Genomic DNA, 17,360 nt, shown 5'->3' with positions numbered 1-17,360 from the left:
TTTAATTCATCCTTTCTGTTACTGAAATTTGTGGTAATAAATTATCTAAAGAAAAATCTGTCAGTCCAGTGCGACTAGCCGTATCGCTTCCTGCAGCTACAGCTATTTTGAGAGCCTCACTAATAGGTTTTTTCTTTTCCAAAAAGGCAATGAAGGTACCAAGCATTGTATCCCCTGCACAAGCTGAATTAACCACTTGTATTTTAGGAGCATTGGCAAACAGGATATGCCGTTCATTAATAAAAGCTGCTCCATTAGCACCTAAAGAAACCAACACATTTTGGCAACCCAGTTTAACTAGCTTTTGAGCAAAAGCGACTGTTTTCTCGTCTGTCATTTCACCCTCATAATTAAAAAAAGCTGCCAGTTCTGCGTCATTGGGTTTAAGTAAAAACGGTTGATATTTTAAAGTATCGATTACTTCAAGGTAACTACTGTCAACTACGAATTTTGCCCCCTGTTTTTGAACTAATTGAGCCAGTTGTACTAAATAGTGAGGTTTAATTCCCCGAGAAAAACTTCCGGAAACAACTACCATATCATCCTTAGTTAGCGTGCTTTCAAGATAATCCAAAAATTGGTTTTGTTTTTCCAAGCTGACTTCTGGACCCGGGTTAACTTGTTTGTACTCTGTTTTTTCATCTAAAACATCCGTAAAAACATTAACTCTGGTTGGATCTTTTACCTTCAAGAAATTGGTTTGAATCCCCTTTTCCTTTAAACCTGAAATGACATAATCTAATGTAAAGCCGCCACCAATACCAGTAGCTACACTATCAATGCCTAATTTCTTTAAAACGAACGAAACATTGACCCCTTTACCATTAGGTTGCAATTCAAATTTTTCAGTTCTATTAACTACCTTTGGTTCCAGCTTTTTGGTTACAATTACCAAATCAATCGCTGGATTCAACGTTATTGTGTAAATCAAAGATTTCTCCCCTTTTTTTGCCTTTTGCATTATTATTATAGAAGTTAAAAGGTGTAACGTTTTTCCAAATTGATAGCGTTTACTATAATTAATGGGAAAATATTTACAAAAGGAGCACATATATGCCAAATAAAGAACTTTCCTCAGCAGAATTACATCTCTGGAATATCGTAGAAAATAATCCCCAAAAGATTGCTAATATGTCGATAGTAAAACTAAGTCAATTTGCAAATGTCTCGACTGCAACAATTGTGCGCACCATGCAAAAAATGGGTTACAGTGGTTACACCTCTTACCGCGAATCTTTGAAACTAAAAAGCAATTCAAATTCTACTTTTAGTGTGTTAAATGATGCTGACGATAAAATTAAAAGCGTGATTACTAAAAACGAAATTGAAATGAACAATACGCTGCATAACCTAAGTTACAGCACAATTGAAGACAGCATATCGCTGACTAAACAAGCTAAAATCGTTTTTATCTTTGCTCGCGGCCTATCTGAATCAATTGCTCACGAAATGATGGTTAAATTGCAATTAACTGGAAAATATTGCGAATTTCATTCAGACCCGAATATTATTAAGACGATTGCCTGTAAGATCAAGAAAGATTCATTAGTAATTTTTATTACTCTTAACGGAGAAACTGAGGAATTGGTTACTGCAGCCAAAGCCCTAAATAAAAATGAAGTCCCAATTTTGACTTTTACTACTAATTCTTCAGGCAGCATTTTGCCTTTTTCAACTTTATCCTTTATAGGCTACAAATCTAAAACCAATTATTTTCCCGAGTATGAGGTTAGATCACGACTACCACTACAAATAATAACCCGCATCTTTTGTGATGCTTATTCAGTTAGAACCGATTTTTACAAGAGCAAATAAAAAGCCTTCTATACTAATCAAAGTATAGAAAGCTTTTTAGTTAATAGGTAAAATTATTCAGCAACTTCTAGCTTATCGCGCCAAGATTTAGCTCCCTTTAGAGCCTCATTTAAGTTTTCAATATTTTCTTTGCCGTGAGTAGCTAACCATTTTCTACCGGCTGTTTCACTTTCAGCAGCAAATGGCTTGATAGCCGGTTTCCAGGTAGCACGACCACAGAGAACACCGTTAAAGTCTGCACCTGCTTCTTCTGCCATTTTAATTTCAGCAATAAATTCTTCACTGGTTACACCAGCAGATAAGAAAATATAAGGCAAATCAGTTATCTCAGACTGCTTTTTAAGCAGATCCTTAGCTTCTTCTTGAGTGTGAACAACGTTGTTGTCACCATTAAAACCTTCAACAAATTTAATGTTAAACGGAATTTCAACTTTAAGTACAGTTACATCATATTCAGGCTTTGAAAATTCTTTCATTGTCTTCAAAACCTTATCAGCTTTAACTTTCGCAAATTCTTCACTCTTAGCGTCAGCGATATTTGCGTCATAAGTCAAAACTTCCAAAAAGAATGGCAATTCATTAGCTTTAGCTTCTGCACCAACTCTTTCAACGAAAGCGTGCTTTTTATCATTAATTTCTTGACCTTCATCAGGATCATAGTAAACCAAAAACTTAATGGCATCTCCGCCTTCATTTTTAATCCTTAATCCAGACTGATTAGCAATTAAGTCAGGCATTCTGCCAGGTTCTGTGGTATCATACCCGGTTTTTTCATAAGAAAGTAATAATCCGCAATTTTTATCTCTCACTTTTGTTGCTGGCAAACCATATTCTGGGTCAGTCAAAATCGATGAAGCATAAGGAGTCAACTCACTGGAAACTGCTTTTTTAAAATCAACGATAGTTGTTTCATCAGCAGGTTTATTAGCAGCCTCTGCTAACATCTTTTTCAAAGAGCCACGTTGATCGATTGCCAAAGCACTGATTATACCATCAGTTGTTGACAAGTTTGCCATATGTTTGGCAACTGCTGCAGAAATTGTTTTCATTATATATCTCCTTTAACATTTTCTTTAATCGCACAACTATTATTATATACTGATAAAGTTGCCTTTTAAAGAAAAGCAAGAATTTTAGTAAACTTTTTCACAATTATAAATAATCCAGAAAACATTTACTTGGTTTTACGAAAATTACTTTTGCTCAACTTTGGCAGCTTTATTAGTTTTACAGCTAACACATGCTCCCCAAGGAGATGCCTTTAATTTCTTAACTGCTCTTGCCATAAAAGTATGTTCAGTCTCAGGCTTCAGGCTGCTTAAAGTATAACTTGCTTTTTTAATATTGGTATATAAAGCATTGTCAACTTTAAGTTGATAACTATCGCAATCAGATACAGGTTGCCATGATACCGTAATAGAATCTGCAGTAGTTTTTTCATCATCTTGTGCTAAATTAGTCGGAGTAGTCAAAGAATCATCTTCTGTTGGCAATTGATTAATAAGTTTTGCGGCTGCATCAATGCCAGCTACTTTAACAGTTATTTCGTTTTGGCTAGTATTAGTCTGACCTAGTTTTATTCTCAAAAATGTTTGCTTTAAATCAGTGCTAAATTCTTTTAGATAAGGGTTAACCAAGTAATTTTGATCAAAGAAATAGCAATTTTCTTGGTTGCGGAATTCAGCTACACTATTTACTTCGGTCAAAGTAATTTCTTCGCTACCAACCAAAACTTTGATCGCTTCTGGTGCCTTTTTAGTTCTGATATCAATTTCTGTTACTTTTTCCGGATCAAAACCAGCATATGTACCTCTGGTTTTAGCAATTTTGATAGTCAGGTCATTATCCAGCAAATGACTGCTTACTTTGGTTTGAGCATAATCGCCCTGCTGGTACTTAGCAGAAAAGCCATCATCTTCATAAACTGAAAAGCTGCTGTTTCCACTTGGATAAACTATAAATTGTCGCTGCTTTTTCAGATCAAAGTATTCCTTAGGTGTGTTTGTGGCTGGTGCCAGCGGAACAATAGCTCCTGCTTTAACAAATACCGGTAACTTCCATAACGGTGCATCAAAGTTATTAATTACTTGACCCCCTCGATATTCTTGACCAGTAAAGAAATCTATCCAGATTTGCTTTTCATCAGGCAAATAAATTTCGTTTCTGATATCATTCCCCGCTTCATCACTGGCAGTATCTTGATAAATCGGAGCAACTAAGAAATTTTCTCCCCATAAATATTGGTATCTGACCAAATTAGTATAAAATTCAGGCACATCAGGATATTCCAAGAACATTGCTCGCACCATGGGTTTACTGGTAAAAGTTGCTTGTGCCGCGATACTATAAATGTACGGCATCATCATTGATTTTTGTTTGAGGTAAGCGCGGTTAAGTTTATTTGTAATACCACCAAATACAAATGGGTTTTTAGGATTCTTACCCCAGCCATCCATATTTAATTGAATTGGGGTGAAAGCTTTCCACTGATAATCTCTAGTGTTAATAATTGGCTTTTGACCTCCAAAAATGCCGTCCATGTCTGACGCAACATTAGGTTGTCCTGAGAGCCCTTCGCCAATATAAGTTGGTATTTGGAAACGAATATATTCCCATTCGCCACCTACTTCATCCCCAGTCCAAACTGTACTGGTATTTTGAGTTCCTGCCCAGCCATCAACAGTAATAATAAATGGTCGCAGTTGGTCACCTTTAATTTTGGCAATCATCTTGGCAGTACTTTGAGTAGCATTTAAGCCGAATGAATAACCGTGGCCAACCCATGCCTCATCAGTCTTAAGCGCAGTGACGCCGGCTACCAATTCTTTTTCAAAATCACGGTCATCTGGTTTAGGATTTTCAGGATCTACTGGAGCAAGATTTTGCTGTGTCCAAAGTCCTACTTGCACACCTTTACTATTAGCATATTTAACAAACTCAGCTAAATTTTTGAGGTTACCTGCTAATGTATCAGTTTGACCATATCCGGCTCCATAACCATCATTAGGCAAGAACCAACCTATAGGCATATCATTTTGCAAATATTGTTCTAGCATAGCTCGTGCACTAAACTGATATGAAACTCCACCATGCTCGCCATTTAACGTTTCTCTGATCGACTTTGGTTTTAATTCTGCCGGTAAATCTTTGGGCTGATATTCTCGATAATACTTGCCATCAGGATATTTGATAGCTCCCTTTTCATCAGATTTTACCTCAACCCAATAGTCACGGTTATATGCATTTAGATGAGCTTCATAAAAGCCGAAAACTGGTGTCAGGGCAGGCCTGCCAGTTAGCTTATGATATGCATTAATTAATTCATATGCTGAGTCGGCAAAGAAATAAATGGCATCAAAACGATTTTCTTCATGATCAGTCGTAATCTCGTCGTTCAAATTGCTATTAAAGTCATAGTGTCCGGGCTTAAAAGTATTGCGAATTACACCGTAACCAGCAGTTGACCAGTAAAAAGGATTAGGTGAAGCTACACCTTGATCAACCCAGTTATTGGTATTAACAATTTCGATTTTTTCTCCTGCTAGTGTGAAACGGCCGTTTTGGGTACCTCCACCAAAGTAATTGCTATTATGATCAACCAAAGTTTGAACAGTTGCCGAATTTGTCAGTTCAATCGGCCGTGCCTCTTTTAATACTACCTTACCGTTTTTAGTAACACTCATTGTAGCGTCATTTTTAACTAAATTGATTTCAATTGCACCCGTATCAATTTGCCAGCCGTTTTTGGTTACATGGAGACTGGCATCGTTCATCCCTTTAGCACCATAAATATCTGTCAAGAAAATTTGCGCATGCAATCCTTTTTCAGATTGTTCTGGTTCTTGAAATTTCTGGCTGGGATCAATATAGAACCTGAATGTTTTTGAATCTAGTATATAGAGACGGCCAGTTAGTCCATGTGCATAATGAATCTCAAAATAACCAGTTTGTCTAGTTACTTCAGTGATATGTTGCAATTCTAAATTACTAGTTTCTGTTTTTTGATTTGAGTTAGTTGCCTTATTAATTGTTCTCTCCTCCTTCATATTAGAAGAACATTAATCTTTCTTAAAATATTTGATAAAGCTGATTATATGCTAAATTTGCGAAAGGATAAATAGCTAATAACGAAATTATTGTCCAACCACTTATTTGCTTTTCTTCCTAAATCTCAGGATAAGCAGTAACATATTATGCTAAAATTAAGACAAAATGAATAATGATTTTTACACAGGAGCAACTACAATATGACTTTTATTTACACTTTAAGATACATGCTTGATCCCAGAGCAAACACTCCAACTAAAGACGAAAAACTAATTGAATTTGTTAAAAAAGGCAAAATTGACGATGTTGCTTTTTTTATAAATGGTGAAGAATTAAACCATAGTCACTTAACTAAAGCTGAGACTCAATTATGGTTAGATGCAATTAAGCCGTTACAAAAAAAGTTATTTGAGATAGGCGTAACAACTAGTTTAAACCCCTGGACGACCATTATGCATTCAGATCGAGGCTACCAAGTTAATCCTGAAATTGGCTTTAATACTTTTGTTGATCTTGATGGTAATAAGGCTCAAGATATGGCTTGTCCAGCGGATCCAACCTGGCGGAAATATTTAGCCAATACCTATGCACAATATGCCAGCATCCATCCTCGTAGATTATGGCTCGAAGATGATTTTCGTCATTACAACCATTCACCCCTCAAATTAATGTGCTTTTGTGATTACCACATGCAACTATATAACGAAAAATTAGGCAAAAAGGAAACACGCGCAGAATTTGTTAAAAAAATGTTGCAACCGGGAAAGCCAACTGAGGAAAGACAAGTTTACCTTGATCAGGCTCGTCAAGAGATGATTGAAACTGAGCATATAATTGAGCAGGCTGTCCACAAGGTTAGTCCAGAGACAGATCTGGCGCAAATGACTTCTTATCCTGATTGGCATGCTCTTGAAGGTCGCGATTGGGATAATTTATTTAAGGCACAGGCAGGAGAAGGTCATCCCAAGGTGGCGCGGCCTCATTTACCTGCTTATAATGAAGTTGCTCCATTACAATACGGCAGGTATTTCGAAGAATATACCCGCATTACCGCTGCTTTTTTAGGAGAAGATGCCGAACTATACCCAGAATTAGAAAGCTATATGTATTCGCCTTTAGTCAAATCAACTGCATTTACTGCATTTCAAATTATTACTTCTGCCCTAATCGGAAGTCAGGGAATTTTGCTTAATTTATTTGACATGATGGGTAACGGTATCAATGATAGTTGGCACTATGCAGAAATGCTCGCTCAAATTAAACCGTTTGTTAACCAACTATTAGAAAATCGTCTGCCGATAGACCATCTGCGGGGCATTAAAGTTTTAGTTGATCAAGACTCTAGTTACTATTTGCAAACTAAAACTGGTAAAAACATCGAGGAGCTGTTACCTCATGAAAAGAATTGGGCCAGTCTTTTAGGAGCCTTTGGTTTTGCTACAACGATTCTACCTATTAATAAAAAGACCTTATTGAAAAATGAAGTAGTAGCTATTTCTGGCCAACTTTTACGCAACTTAACAAATGCACAAGTAACAGAATTGATTAAAAATAATTTGGTGTTGCTTGATGGTGAATGCGTACAAGTTTTACTAGACCGAAAATTAGGCAATTTACTGCATATTGAAAAAGCTGTATGGCATCCATTTCGTTCAAATTATCAAGTTTTTGAACAGGCAGATAGACAGACAGTTGATGGTGTTAAAAGCCCGCGAATTACAATGTTGCAACAAACAGGAAACTATTTAAAAATTGAGTATCAACCGCAAAGCTCTGTGAAAGTGTGGTCCTTTGCCTATAACGCAGTTGATGAAAAATTGGGTAACGCCATGGCCGTTATTGACCAACATATCGTTGTCCTTCCGATGGATCAAGATCCACGCTATGGCTGGGAATCGCAATTTACTACATATAAACAAGGCTTGTTGCAACAAATGCTTGATAGTATCAAGCCAGTAGATTATTTAATAGGAATGCCGAATGTAAAGCTATTAGTTGAAAATGATGGTCAAAAAATTTGGCTAGCCAACTTTACTTTAGACGGCTATCAACAACTAAAGTGGCACCTAGGAGAACCATTAGCAAGTGATGAAGCTACAATTATTAGGAAAGTCAATAACTCTGTCAGGAAAACAAAAGTCCACATTAATGTTGAAAATGGTATTGCTATTATTAATGAAGCTCTAGCGCCATTAGAGACAATCCAAATACTGTTTTAAAATTAATACAATCTAAAAAATAACGCCTAGTCTTGTTTAGGACTAGACGTTATTTTAGCCATATCACTATTTGTAATATTTTTTATACTAAGTTTAAAATGGAAGAGAACGGATTTTAGCAAAAGGAAAATAGAATGATCAATGCAAATAACTTAGGAATATTAAATTCATTAACAGAACTAATTAATTCTCATTATGATAGTAATAATCATGCAATAGCATCATATTTAGTAAAAAACATTTCCCACCTGGACCAAATTACTGTTAACGAAATTATGGATAACGCATACGTTTCTCGTTCTGCGGTCAGAAGATTTTGTGAGAAATTAGGATATTCGAGTCTAGAAAATCTAAAAACCTCTTTTTCTAAAATTATCTTCCCCAGTGATATTAGACATAGAACAAAAGAGGATTATCAAACAAATAATGTTAAACTGACAAATTTAATTAAAAATATGCTCGATGATATAAACTCTGTTTTTGGTGTAACTGAACTCAATCAGATCGTTGATAAAATTCATAATCATAATGAGGTTATTTTGTTATGTGCTAACAATACAAGTAGTACACTAGTAAAATTTCAACAAGAAATGATATACGCAAATAAAATAATTGTTGTGCTTGACCATAAATACAGGACTAGTAAATACCTTAAATCTTTAAAACCAAATTCATTATTATTTACGGTTTCAACCTCTGGAAAATATGGTGAGGTGATAAACGATCTCATAAATGAACTTCCCGGAGATAAAATGATTATCACTGGTAATCGTAATAAAAAATTAGCAAGTTCATATAATGATGTGTTCTATATTAGTCAAAAAAGCTTTTCAGAAGATTATCTGGGCATTTATGGCAAATATGGTATTACATATTTGTTTGACCAGATTTTTCTACATTATGTTAATTCATATCATTAAACCTGACCCTTAGCACTAGAGCAAGTGGTTCAAAATTTGAACCACTTGCTCTTTTTTTTATTGCTAATATAGCAATGTAGATAGCGCTATCAAATTTATAAAAACTAATGGAGGAGAATAAATGAGAAAGTTTTCAGAGGTTTTTAAAGACAAAGACTTTTTGTGGGGCTCTGGAACCGCTGCTTATCAGTGCGAGGGAGCCTGGGATCAAGAGAAGAAAGGACTTGGTGAATGGGATTACTTTAATCATAAGAGTAATTTAAATATTAATCATGTTAATGGAGATGTGTCAGCCGATTTTTTTCATAAATATAAAGAATACATTGATTTACTCGCTGCTGACCATCAAAACACCTTTAGATTTTCAATTGCTTGGGATCGAATTATTCCAAATGGTGTAGGTGAAGTTAATCAGGAAGGTATAGAGTTCTATAACCGTGTAATCAATTACTGTATTGAAAAGGGGTTAGAACCAAATGTTTCTTTGTTTCATTACGATTTGCCTTATGAATTAGCTATTCAAGGAGGATGGCTTAACAGAAAATTAACTGATTACTTCGCCAGTTATGCCGAAGTTTGTTTTAAAAATTTTGGAGACCGAGTGAAGATTTGGTGCACAATTAATGAACCCAGATACTATAGTTACTGCGTCAATATTGTTGGTAATTATCCACCTAATAGGAAATTAGATTTCCAGTCGTATTTTCAATATCAATATAATCTAATGTTGGCAAGTGCTAAGGCAGTTAGGATTTTCCATGATTTAAAAATTGATGGCATTATTGGTATTGTACATGACAACGGTAACGTTGAAATCGATCCTACAACTAAGAATATCAAAAAAGTTCATTTATTTGGTGACTTTTTTTATAATAGGCAAATACTTTGTCCTGCATTATTGGGAAAAATGCCAGAAGAAACTGAAAAAGTCATTAATGACTTTAACTGTATGTTGTATAAAAAAGAAATCGATCAGAAAATTTTTGCTGAAGGTAAAGGAGACTATTTAGGATTAAATCTATATAATCGTCAATATTTAACCGATGGAACAGATAAAGAAACAAAAGTTTTCCACAACAATAAAGGTTGCAAAAGTAAGATTACTGAGGGAATACGAATAAAAAATGTCTTTGAAACCTCCTTTGACCCAAACGTAAAAAGAAATAAATGGGGGCGTGAAGAACTACCAAGAGTGATGTATACGGCTCTCAAAGAAATACAACAAAGTTATAATCCTAATCTTATTTTGATTACTGAAAATGGACATGGTGGCTATGAAACAGCAGACTCAAAGGGATTTGTTAAAGATGATAAAAGGATTGAATTGACATCCAAGTTTCTGCACTATCTTTTAAAAGCCAAAAGCGAAGGTGTTAAGGTACATGGATATTATCATTGGTCGGCTATGGACTTATATAGTTGGATTAATGGATACGACAAGCGGTATGGACTCATTCGAGTTGACTTTAAAAATAATTTAGCCTTAACACCTAAAAAAAGTTATTACTGGTACAGAGACTTTATTGACCAATATTTTAGCGGGGCATTAAAAAATGGTTAAAGAAAATTTCAAAAATATTGCTACTGATATTTTAAATTCAGTTGGCGGTAAAGATAATATTTCTGACATATATCATTGTGCAACTAGGTTAAGGATTGTAGTAAACAATCCTGATCTTGTTGATCAAGAAAAATTAAAGAAAGTTGACGGAATTAAGGGGGTTGTTATAAAAGGTCAAGAAATTCAAAGTTTCATAGGAACAAAGGTTAACGAGTATTACAGCAAATTAGTACCAGAACTGCACTTAAATGAAAAAGCAAATTTAAAACAGGGTAAATCTGAAAAATTAACTTTTAAAAATGCTTTATCTAAAGTACTTGACTTCATCAGCGGTATTGTTTTACCTATTATGCCCGTTATTGTAGCAGCAGGATTTTTATTAGCAATATTAAATATGTGTAAAACATTTTTCGGCATGAATCCCAAAAGCGGTACAGCTATAGTCCTGACTAGCATAGCTTCAGCAGGGTTCTACTATATACCTATTTTTGTAGGATTCCAAAGTGCAATAAAAATGAAAATTCCTGCAGCCATGGGAGCATTTTTAGGTGCAATCTTAACTTTTAGTGATATTAACAATGTATCCGGTTTGAGTTTTTTAGGTATTCATTTACCAAAAATGCAATATAATGGAACGTTGCTTACCTCTATTTTAGGTGTGATTTTATTAGCTTTAATATATAAGTTATTCGATAAAGTTATGCCAAAAGAAATTACTTACTTTTTTACTCCCTTACTTTCAATATTAATTGCAGCTCCTTTGACACTTGTTATTATTGGACCTATCAGCAATAATATTAGTTTTGCTATTGCAGGCTGTTTTAATTGGCTGAGTGCAAAAGCAAACTGGCTTGCTTTCACGCTATATAGTGCGTTAAATCCTATTTTAGTAATGTTTGGCATTGATAAAGGATTTGTACCTATAGCAATGAATAATGTTTCTGAATTGGGTTATGATACACTTATTTATCCGGCAGCATTACCAAGTAACGCTGCTATGGGAGCTGCGGCAATTGCTATCGCTGTTTTTAGTAAGAAAAAAATTACCAAGGGAGAAGGATTTTCTGCAGGCTTTACTGGTTTGATGGGAATAACTGAACCGTCTATATTCGGCTTTCTTTTACCTTATCGTCGTGCATTAATTGGAGCAATATCTGGCGGTGCTATTGGAGGACTAGTAGGAGGAATATTACATATAAAACAAGGTGCATTAATGGCTCCCGGTTTTATCTCTTTAATATCTTACTTTGTAGGTAAGAATCCCACTTTAAACTTTACCTGTGGCATAATCACTTGGTTAACCGGGATAATTTCAAGCTTTATAATTACAACGATCTTGCTTAAGTCAGACAAAAATAGAGATCAAAATATTTTATTTAAAAATAATACAAAAATCCCAACAAAAAAAGAAAACTCAATTTCTAAACCTATTAAGGCTATTGAAAACTTTTCAGCACCTGTTTCGGGTAAAGTAATTCCCTTAAATCAAGTAAATGATGATATGGTTGCTCAAAAAATCTTAGGGGACGGTTTTGCTATTATACCTTCTAATGGAAAAATTTATTCACCAGTAAACGGTACGATTAGTTCAATTTTTAAAACTAAACATGCTATCTGTTTAAAATCAGATAATGGACTGGATATTTTGCTTCATCTGGGTATTGACACTGTTGAGCTTAAGGGGAAGCCTTTTGACATTTTAGTAAAGGAAAAAGATAAAGTTGAGCGTGGTCAATTAATTGGAAAAATGGATATAAAACAAATTACTGATGCAGGTAAAGATCCGACAGTATTGGTACTAATTACTTCAAAGGATAAAGTTAAAGATCCAGTTGAACCAACCGTAAAAGAAACTAATTTTGGAGATACGGTAACGTCATTGTCAATATATTAATTCACCTTCATTCTGATCTTTAATATAAACAAAAAATAACGCCTAGTCTTTTTCAAAACTAGACGTTATTCATTTACATAAATTACTTTTTCATATTAGACAACATTTCATTAACGTCGACGATTCCTGCTTTACCAGCAGTCACAAAATCGGATTCTGCACCGCTCATCTGACTATTGAGCCATTCGATTACCAGTGGTAAATTCATGCCCGAGATTAAGTGAATCTTTTGGCCACCCATAATAAGACGACTAACTACATTAGCTGGGGTTCCGCCCATTAAATCAGCGAAAACAGTAATATCTTCGATATTCATTCCTGAAATCTTTTCTTCAAACTTCGACTTGAAATCATCTGGGCCCTCAGATGGAAGCAAACAAACTGTGTGCACATGTTCTTGCTCCCCCATAATCAATTCGACACTGGCTTTTACGCCCTCTGCCATTTTTCCATGACTAATTAAAATTAATTCTTTTTCTGCCATACTTTATCTTTCTATATAATACTCAATACTATTTAGCTTAAAGCTATTACCATATCCTATTATATCTTAGCAATAACTCCAAGACCACCTAAAACAATACAAAGTACTAAAACAATAAAGATTGCTTTGGTAGAAGTCATGCCCTTCTTACCAAGAAGCCAGTAGACAAAGCCTACAACAGCAGCTGGTAAAAGCTTAGGTAGAATCATATCCAAATTATTTTGAACATTCATAGTAACTTTGCCAATTTGTGGTGCCCAAGAGAACTTTATATTAACCATAGTGGCAACAAGTGCACCAACCATGAATACGCCCAAAACAGTAGCGGAATCAGTTAAAGCGTTTAAACGATCTCTCATATCAGTAACAAGGGAAACACCTTTATCATAAGCAAAATGAAGTTGTTTCCAACGAAAGACACAGATCAAAAGGCAGGCAGCAACCCAAATGATAACACCAATAGGGTTTCCTTGAGTTGCCATGGAAGCAGCCAAAGCACCAAAAATAGTTGGAATTAAAGAGGCAAAAATCGAGTCACCGATAGCGGCAAAAGAACCCATTAAACCAACTTTAATACCTGTAACAGTGTCTTTTCCTTCGATACCTTCATTTTCCTCAACAGCAAGGTCAAGGCCAGTGATAATAGTATTGAAGAAATTAGAAGTGTTGAAGAACTGCATATGAGTCTTCATCATTTCCTTTAATTCAGGGGTATCATCACCATAAATTTTTCTTAATTGTGGCAAAATAGTGTATAAATAACCACTATTCTGCATTCTTTCATAGTTCCAGCCCAACTGGAAACCAAATAAAGATCTACGGTTAATCTGATTAAAATCTTGTTCAGTTAATTTATATTTAGGTTTAGAGTTCGTCATCAGTAATCTCTCCTTCATCGTCATCAGAGCTTGAACTTTCGCTATTACTTTGACTTTCAGTACTTTGTGCTTGAGCAGTACCCTTATTTATTGGAATATTCTTGTAGTGTAAAATTGCAAAGGCCAATCCCAACATTGCAATAGCAAGCATTGGCAAACCGTTAAGAACAGTAGTGAAACCTTTGTTAACAGCTGACAGACCTGTCCCCAAAGCTTGAATATTAGTGAAGAGAACTGAGAACAAAGTTGTAATTGTAAAACCAAGAATTAAATATGCTGCATGTCTCTTAACCGGCAGATACCGGAGCAAAACAGCAAAACCAACTGCTGGTAATGTAGCACCGGCAACAGTCAAACCATTGCCTAGCCACAACAAGTCTCCATTTAAGGCATTTGCAATCTGTTGTACTAATCCCTGACCAAAGGCTAATGCGATAAAGACAGGAACAGCACGTGAAAGTGACCACGGAATTGCTCCGTACAAAACATTCCTTTCAACAGCTTTATAGTTAATCTTATCCTCATCAATCAAGTGATCAATTCTGTGTGAAAAGTAAGTATTGGCAAATCTTGCTAAAACATCCAATTCAATCATAATAGCGGCAACTGGAACAGCAATTGAAGAAATCGCTGTTTGAGGACTCATACCTTTAACTGTAGTTGAGAATGCTGTAGCTAAAACTGTACCAGTGGTTGCATCGATTCTAGAAGCACCACCAAAAGTACCGATACCTAAAACAGTCAACTGCATTGACGCACCAATGAACAGTCCGGTAGGCATATCACCCATAATAAGACCGGCGATCAACCCAGCGCCAACTGGTGTGTTTAACGACGAATAAATTTGCAATTCATCTAAAATTTCTAATCCTGCATATAAAGTAAGCAGTAATATTTGCCACCAAGCCATTTTTCTCCTCCTACTTCATCTTTTCATTTATCAATTTCATTAAATCGCGTGATTCAACGCTCGGATTTAATTGAGCAATTAAGTGAACGCCTTTTTCAGAAATTTGCCTGAAAACATTTGCTTCATGCTCATTGATATTAACTTGCTTAGTCAATTCAGTAGTGTCATCTTGTTTGGACATATTACCAACATTGATAGTGTCAAGCTTGATACCCATGTTAAGCAAATCGAGAAACTTATCAGGCTTTTTAGCTACCAGAAACAGTCTTTGCTTACCATAACGGTTTTTCTTTAAATGATCTGCAGCAACTTCAGTTGGTAAAACACTCAGCTTGGTAGACATTGGGGTGGCCATTCTAAGACCACTCTTTTGAATATCATCTTCAGCTGCTTTTTCGTCTAGAACAATAATCCGTTCTACTTGCAACTGAGGAGTCCACAAGTTTGCTACCTGTCCATGAACCAAGCGTTCATCAACTCTTGCTCCCACAATATTCATATTTATTCCTCCATATCTTTTAAGGAAATCTAAACATTACAAAAAACGCTTTCACATCTTTATGATAAGGTACCAACCAATTTTTGTCAACATGTATTTTTTATATTTAAAAAGTTTAATATTAAAATCATAGTGATATCGTTAGTACCCACAAGAAAAGCACATTAATTGAATTCGTGAATTGTAACACCCTTAACTACACGATTAACTGTACCTGTTGGCGATGGTGTGTCAGGCTTATTATTAACCTTAATAGAAGTTAATAAAGCTATAGTCTGACCAAACATTACATCAGGTAATGCCAAGTACGCATCAGGCAACAATTCTTGCTCAGCGAACATGAAAGATTTTCCTGAGAAATCCTGACCCTCCTTTTCCTGACCGACAGCCATCACGAGTGGCACAATTTGATCATCCCTAATCTCGTTTAAAATATCTAAGTCGTATTGCCTGGTATAAGTATTGTTGGAGACAAAATCAAAGACGATCGTCTTCTTGTCAAGGAATGATTTTGGACCGTGACGCAAGCCCATTGATGTATCAAATAAAGCCGCTACTTCTCCTGCAGTTAATTCCAAAATCTTAAGCCGTGTTTCTTCAGCCAAGCCGCCTAAGCTACCACTACCTATATAAGTAATGCGATTAAAGTCAATGTCAACTAAAGATTGAATTTCATCCTCTCTGTCAATGACGCTTTTACCCATTTGGGCAATTTGACTAACAATATTTTCTTTCTTTTCGTTAGTCAAAGTATCAAACACAAGTAGTGCCATCAGGCTCATGCAAGAAAACGAACCAGTCATTGCAAAACCCTGATCTAAAGACTTTTCGGGCATCAATAAGACAAGGCCAGTAGGATCACCTTCTAGATCCTGCGCCAAATGTCCTTCCGGAGCACAAGTAATTGCTATTTGATATAAATTCGTAACTAATTTTTTAGCTAATTCAACAGTAGCTACGGATTCAGGTGAATTGCCACTACGTGCAAATGAAACCAGAATTGTCGGAGTATCTTTTTCTAAATAATCTTCAGGAGTAGAGACAATTTTCGTGGTATCAATTGCTTCAAAATCATATTTTTTTCTATCTCCATTTTTTTGTAAATAGGGCATTATTGTATTTCCGACATATGCACTAGTTCCGGCGCCTGTAAAAATCACTCTGACTTTACCCCATTTTTGATTTATTTGGTTCAAAAAATCAGTGATTTTAGTTTTGTTATTCTGATAAATAGACCAGGTTTGCTGCCATAATTCAGGTTGCTGCTCAATTTCACGGGTAGTAATTTTTGCACCCAATTTTTCTAATTCTGCATCTGTTTTTGAAAACATTTATTTTTACCTTCCTTTATAATATCTAAAATAAATCATTATATTGACGTGAACGATAAACAAACTTATCGCCTCTAGCTAAAGAAATCGTAAACTCAATTGGTACATTTTTATCATTAATAGTCTTGCGAAAAATCTTTAAACTTGGTGAGCCGACCTTCTCCGCCAGATTTCTGCTTTCTTCTTGATTAAGACAAACAGCTTCAACATCCTCAAACGCCATTACACTAATTTGGTCATATTTTTCTTTCATGACATCATAAAGTGGTTTAGCATTTAAATCGTTTAAACTAAGTTCGGAAAATAATTTCTCCGGTAAATAAGTTCTACTAAAAATGCGTGGTTCGTTATCAGCAAGACGCAAACGAACTAGCTCGTAGGCTTTTTCTCTCGGCCCCAAATTCAATTGTGCAGCAATATTTTTATCTGGGGTGATTAAGTCTAAACTTAGATTTTTAGTTGAAGCTTTTTGCCCAGTTCGTTTTAATTCTTCTGAAAAAGAATACATCCCACCAATATTAGGTTGATCAAGAAAAGTACTTGAAACAAAAGTGCCTTTACCATGAAGACGGTATATTAATCCTCTTTCTTCAAGATTTTGTAACGCCAATCTAATTGTATTGCGACTTACACCGTATTTAACTAATAACTGTCTTTCACTTGGCAATTTAGCATTCGGCTCCATATTGTTTATTTGTTTTTCCAAGTCTAGAATTACTTGGCGATAAAGTGGTTTTGCCATTAATTCCCCCTCCTTAGCTAACTGGTAGATACCACTTAAGTGTATCAGAGAAAGCGGTTT

General features: G+C 35.3%; 14 protein-coding genes. 5 read left to right on the top strand and 9 right to left on the bottom strand.

Translation table 11 applies throughout. The annotated features are described in order from the left end of the window. Position 1: 1 nt before the first annotated feature. Positions 2-931 (bottom strand): 1-phosphofructokinase, encoded by a 930-nt coding sequence (pfkB, locus tag DKL58_RS02050; RefSeq protein WP_109585929.1) that lies wholly within the window; start codon positions 929-931, stop codon positions 2-4. Positions 932-1,053: 122 nt separating this feature from the next. On the opposite strand from pfkB, the gene DKL58_RS02045 reads away from it, so the two are divergent. Continuing rightward, entirely contained in the window at positions 1,054-1,815 is a 762-nt protein-coding gene (locus DKL58_RS02045) for a MurR/RpiR family transcriptional regulator (RefSeq protein ID WP_109585928.1), read from the top strand. A 53-nt stretch (positions 1,816-1,868) separates the two neighbouring features. On the opposite strand, the gene DKL58_RS02040 is transcribed toward DKL58_RS02045, so the two are convergent. After that, positions 1,869-2,864 carry a tagatose 1,6-diphosphate aldolase gene (locus DKL58_RS02040; RefSeq protein WP_109585927.1) on the bottom strand — a complete coding sequence of 332 codons (996 nt, stop codon included), beginning with the start codon at positions 2,862-2,864 and terminating at the stop codon, positions 1,869-1,871. A 144-nt stretch (positions 2,865-3,008) separates the two neighbouring features. After that, complete coding sequence (locus DKL58_RS02035) at positions 3,009-5,861, bottom strand: TIM-barrel domain-containing protein (RefSeq protein WP_109585926.1); 2,853 nt, start codon at positions 5,859-5,861, stop codon at positions 3,009-3,011. 201 nt (positions 5,862-6,062) lie between these two features. On the opposite strand from DKL58_RS02035, the gene DKL58_RS02030 reads away from it, so the two are divergent. From DKL58_RS02030 to DKL58_RS02015, 4 genes are all read left to right on the top strand, one after another. Then, the gene (locus DKL58_RS02030; protein WP_109585925.1) at positions 6,063-8,081 is read left to right on the top strand and encodes a hypothetical protein; all 2,019 of its coding nucleotides are present in this window, start codon (positions 6,063-6,065) and stop codon (positions 8,079-8,081) included. Between the two features lie 134 nt (positions 8,082-8,215). Next, complete coding sequence (locus DKL58_RS02025) at positions 8,216-9,001, top strand: MurR/RpiR family transcriptional regulator (RefSeq protein WP_109585924.1); 786 nt, start codon at positions 8,216-8,218, stop codon at positions 8,999-9,001. A 121-nt stretch (positions 9,002-9,122) separates the two neighbouring features. Beyond that, on the top strand, positions 9,123-10,562 hold the full coding sequence (locus DKL58_RS02020; RefSeq protein WP_045927629.1) for a glycoside hydrolase family 1 protein: 1,440 nt from the start codon (positions 9,123-9,125) through the stop codon (positions 10,560-10,562). After that, a complete protein-coding gene (locus DKL58_RS02015; protein WP_109585923.1) occupies positions 10,555-12,456 on the top strand; it encodes a glucose PTS transporter subunit IIA in 1,902 nt (633 codons plus the stop codon). The genes DKL58_RS02020 and DKL58_RS02015 overlap by 8 nt, the downstream gene beginning before the upstream one ends. Positions 12,457-12,538: 82 nt before the next feature. On the opposite strand, the gene DKL58_RS02010 is transcribed toward DKL58_RS02015, so the two are convergent. From DKL58_RS02010 to DKL58_RS01985, 6 genes are all read right to left on the bottom strand, one after another. Next, positions 12,539-12,940 (bottom strand): PTS sugar transporter subunit IIA, encoded by a 402-nt coding sequence (locus DKL58_RS02010; protein WP_109585922.1) that lies wholly within the window; start codon positions 12,938-12,940, stop codon positions 12,539-12,541. 59 nt (positions 12,941-12,999) lie between these two features. Further along, on the bottom strand, positions 13,000-13,818 hold the full coding sequence (locus DKL58_RS02005) for a PTS system mannose/fructose/sorbose family transporter subunit IID (protein WP_109585921.1): 819 nt from the start codon (positions 13,816-13,818) through the stop codon (positions 13,000-13,002). Continuing rightward, entirely contained in the window at positions 13,805-14,728 is a 924-nt protein-coding gene (locus tag DKL58_RS02000) for a PTS mannose/fructose/sorbose/N-acetylgalactosamine transporter subunit IIC (RefSeq protein WP_109585920.1), read from the bottom strand. Before DKL58_RS02000 ends, DKL58_RS02005 begins: the two co-directional genes overlap by 14 nt. A 10-nt stretch (positions 14,729-14,738) precedes the next feature. Continuing rightward, complete coding sequence (locus DKL58_RS01995) at positions 14,739-15,227, bottom strand: PTS sugar transporter subunit IIB (RefSeq protein WP_109585919.1); 489 nt, start codon at positions 15,225-15,227, stop codon at positions 14,739-14,741. Positions 15,228-15,391: 164 nt separating this feature from the next. After that, entirely contained in the window at positions 15,392-16,558 is a 1,167-nt protein-coding gene (locus DKL58_RS01990; RefSeq protein ID WP_109585918.1) for an SIS domain-containing protein, read from the bottom strand. A 25-nt stretch (positions 16,559-16,583) separates the two neighbouring features. Beyond that, positions 16,584-17,300 (bottom strand): GntR family transcriptional regulator, encoded by a 717-nt coding sequence (locus DKL58_RS01985; protein WP_109585917.1) that lies wholly within the window; start codon positions 17,298-17,300, stop codon positions 16,584-16,586. Positions 17,301-17,360: the final 60 nt, after the last annotated feature.

Source organism: Lactobacillus kullabergensis, from assembly GCF_003151025.1.
Lineage (GTDB): Bacteria > Bacillota > Bacilli > Lactobacillales > Lactobacillaceae > Lactobacillus > Lactobacillus kullabergensis.
This window is presented reverse-complemented; position numbering and strand designations above follow the sequence as displayed.

Coding starts and splice junctions, on each gene's coding strand:
- DKL58_RS02045 (WP_109585928.1), top strand. CDS start 1,054: ATGCCAAATAAAGAACTTTCCTCAGCAGAATTACATCTCTGGAATATC.
- DKL58_RS02040 (WP_109585927.1), bottom strand. CDS start 2,864: ATGAAAACAATTTCTGCAGCAGTTGCCAAACATATGGCAAACTTGTCA.
- DKL58_RS02035 (WP_109585926.1), bottom strand. CDS start 5,861: ATGAAGGAGGAGAGAACAATTAATAAGGCAACTAACTCAAATCAAAAA.
- DKL58_RS02030 (WP_109585925.1), top strand. CDS start 6,063: ATGACTTTTATTTACACTTTAAGATACATGCTTGATCCCAGAGCAAAC.
- DKL58_RS02025 (WP_109585924.1), top strand. CDS start 8,216: ATGATCAATGCAAATAACTTAGGAATATTAAATTCATTAACAGAACTA.
- DKL58_RS02020 (WP_045927629.1), top strand. CDS start 9,123: ATGAGAAAGTTTTCAGAGGTTTTTAAAGACAAAGACTTTTTGTGGGGC.
- DKL58_RS02015 (WP_109585923.1), top strand. CDS start 10,555: ATGGTTAAAGAAAATTTCAAAAATATTGCTACTGATATTTTAAATTCA.
- DKL58_RS02010 (WP_109585922.1), bottom strand. CDS start 12,940: ATGGCAGAAAAAGAATTAATTTTAATTAGTCATGGAAAAATGGCAGAG.
- DKL58_RS02005 (WP_109585921.1), bottom strand. CDS start 13,818: ATGACGAACTCTAAACCTAAATATAAATTAACTGAACAAGATTTTAAT.
- DKL58_RS02000 (WP_109585920.1), bottom strand. CDS start 14,728: ATGGCTTGGTGGCAAATATTACTGCTTACTTTATATGCAGGATTAGAA.
- DKL58_RS01995 (WP_109585919.1), bottom strand. CDS start 15,227: ATGAATATTGTGGGAGCAAGAGTTGATGAACGCTTGGTTCATGGACAG.
- DKL58_RS01990 (WP_109585918.1), bottom strand. CDS start 16,558: ATGTTTTCAAAAACAGATGCAGAATTAGAAAAATTGGGTGCAAAAATT.
- DKL58_RS01985 (WP_109585917.1), bottom strand. CDS start 17,300: ATGGCAAAACCACTTTATCGCCAAGTAATTCTAGACTTGGAAAAACAA.